This is a genomic window from Thiolapillus sp. (assembly GCF_048562965.1).
GTDB classification, from domain to species: Bacteria; Pseudomonadota; Gammaproteobacteria; order Chromatiales; family Chromatiaceae; genus Thiolapillus; species Thiolapillus brandeum_A.
Window position 1 is genome coordinate 1 of the sequence record NZ_JBHNMF010000450.1, and the last position, 2,687, is coordinate 2,687.

At 54.8% G+C, this 2,687-nt stretch carries 2 protein-coding genes and 1 pseudogene; 2 read left to right on the top strand and 1 reads right to left on the bottom strand.

The window, feature by feature from the left end:
* The first annotated feature begins 255 nt into the window (after positions 1-255).
* The gene (locus tag ACOCD2_RS16200; protein ID WP_293646436.1) at positions 256-555 is read left to right on the top strand and encodes a toxin-antitoxin system TumE family protein; all 300 of its coding nucleotides are present in this window, start codon (positions 256-258) and stop codon (positions 553-555) included.
* A complete protein-coding gene (locus ACOCD2_RS16205; protein WP_293646438.1) occupies positions 536-883 on the top strand; it encodes a hypothetical protein in 348 nt (115 codons plus the stop codon). The genes ACOCD2_RS16200 and ACOCD2_RS16205 overlap by 20 nt, the downstream gene beginning before the upstream one ends.
* A 99-nt stretch (positions 884-982) precedes the next feature.
* On the opposite strand, the pseudogene ACOCD2_RS16210 reads toward ACOCD2_RS16205, so the two are convergent.
* A pseudogene (locus tag ACOCD2_RS16210) lies at positions 983-2,632 on the bottom strand (DUF885 domain-containing protein).
* Positions 2,633-2,687 lie beyond the last annotated feature (55 nt).

A 2,687-nucleotide genomic window follows, 5' to 3' on the forward strand; every position in this document is an offset into this window, starting at 1 on the left:
CGCTCCCTGCAAACGACAATATCCTTGTCAAGGCAGGTGATTAATTAATTCAGTATATTGGCATGCGCTAATTATCTGGAGCTGCCCGAAAAAGATAGCTATTTATAGACGGTAACTAGATTACATATTCTGTAGATGATAGGGGGACGTTAGGTGGGTTTGTGAGCCCCCCCTGCTCCACCGCCTCCGGGCTAGCTTCTGTGGTGCGGATAGTGACATTTGCCTTCCCTTTCAGGTGTTGACATAATTAACAACATGCCAGCAGAATTGGTCATTGATGAACGACACCCCTTTCCGGACGGTATTTCATTTGCGCACATCCGCATCTGGAAAGTACCGCAGCCTGTGAAAGGCTCCGGGCATCGTTACAAATACAGCCTGGTCTATGTGGTGGAAGGTCGCTGTGTACTGCGTTACGACAACGAATGGGGGAAGGGCGATCACAGGCATTGGAACGATACTGAGTCACCCTACATATTTACCAGCATGCACCAGTTGCTGGCCGATTTCAGAGACGACATCACGAGGTGGAGAGATGAAAACCGTACAACTTGAAATCAAACGCTTCGATGATGTGATCGGCGATGTGGCAGCCGCGTTGGCTGAAGACAAGTCCCTGCCTTCACGAATCAGCTTTGACAATGTGGAAGCCCTGTGGAAGATCCTCTCCCCCAAGAAGATGGAACTGCTGCAGGCCATGGCGGGACAGGGCTATCTTTCCATTCGGGAGATTGCCCGCTGGGTCAAGAGGGACGTGAGCGCGGTTCATCGGGACATCAAGGCATTGGCCGCTGCCGGCCTGGTGGAAAGAAACAGCGAACGCCAGGCGTGTTTTCCCTACGATGAGATCCATGTGGATTTCGTTTTGCATGGCGCGGCTTGAATCTTTTTAGGAATCGGTTGTATAGGTGGGGTCGGAGTCAAATCAGGGTGATATTACGAAAATTCAACGTCTTGGGATAATTTGACTCCGACCCCGAGGTTATCCGCTTTCCCTGGCAATATACCTGTCCACCATCTGATCCAGCAGGGACAGTGGCAGCGCGCCGTTTTTGAGGATGGCGTCGTGGAAATCGCCATAGGTGAACTTCGGTCCCAGGATGGCTTGCGCCCTGTCGCGCAACTCCAGGATCTTGAGCATGCCGATCTTGTAGGCCAGCGCCTGCCCCGGCATGACCAGGTAACGCTCCACCTCGGCGACCACGTCATCCCTGGGCAGGCCGGTCTTTTCCAGCATGTAGGCGATGGCACGCTCCCGGCTCCAGCGCTTGCGGTGCAGTCCAGTATCCACCACCAGGCGCACGGCGCGGAACATTTCTGCCTGCAGGCGTCCCAGGTCATCGTAGGGATCTTCCTCCATGCCGATGTCCTTGGCCAGCCGTTCCGCGTACAGTGCTCAGCCTTCTACGTAGGCAGTGAAAGGCAGGACGGTACGGAAGGTCGGCAGTCCTTTCAGCTCTCTGGCGATGCTGATCTGGAAATGGTGGCCGGGAATGGCTTCGTGGTATGCCAGGGTCTTCATGCCCCATTTGTAGGTGGTTGCCACCTTGGCCATGTTGGCGTAGAAAACACCGGGACGATTGCCATCCATGGAGGGGGCATTGTAGTAGGCGACGGGGGATGTCTTTTCCTTGAATGCGGGTATGGGTTTGACCTCGACACCGGATCTGGGACGAACGTCGAAATAGGGGTCGAGCCGCGCATCGATGTCATCGAGTATGGTCTGAAAGTCCCGAAGGATCTGCTCACGCCCCTGCTCATTGTCGGGATAGAGAAAACGGGGTTCCTTGGCCAGTGCCGCAAGTCGTTTGCCGACACTGCCTTCGGCGTAGCCCTGGGCCTGCAGCAGGTCGTTCATCTCTTTTTCGATTCGCTGCACCTCCCTGAGCCCCAGGGCATGTATTTCCTCCGGAGTCAGGTCGGTGGTCGTGTTGCTGCGCACTTCCCAGTCGTAATAGGCATCGCCGTCCGGCAGGCTCCACACGCCGTTGTTGTTCAGGTCTTTCTGCTGCTGCAACCCCTCGAAATAGGCGATCAGGCTTCCATAGGCATAGGCTGGATAGACAGCCTGGCGTATCTGCGTTTCCGCATTGCCGAGCAGCCGTTCGCGGGTGGTCTGGTTCAGCGCTTCGATCTTTTCGAGACGCTTGGCAAAACTGGTGAACAGTATGTTCTCCTGCGGCATCTTGCCGATGAAACTGTGCATCTCGGCCAGTACCTTTTCCACCACGAACTTGGGTGGCAGTATGTACCTGGTCTCTCGCAGCTTCAGTCCTTCCAGCACCTGGTCAAACTTATCCGGAAACAGCGACAGACGTTGAATATAGTAGTCCGCATCTTCCTTGCTGGTCAGCGGATGCAGGGTTGCCATGAATGTCGGTAGCTGGCTCTGTACACCAAACATCTGGTTGACGGGATAATTGTGATAACGGTATTTGTCACCGGCAACGGATGATGTCAGGTAATAGTCGAGAACGTCGTATGACAGACGCCCGTCCTCATCCAGCTTTGCACGGTCGTAGGCATGCAGCTGATTCAGGCTTTCACGAATCCATGCACTGGCTTTCTCTGTCTGCCGTGGGGATACATCGGTCAGGCGGGCATTGTGTCCGTTGATACCGAACTGTTCCACCAGACCCAGCTGGGTAAGCAGCTCCGGATCTTCCAACAGCCGCTGTACAAAAATC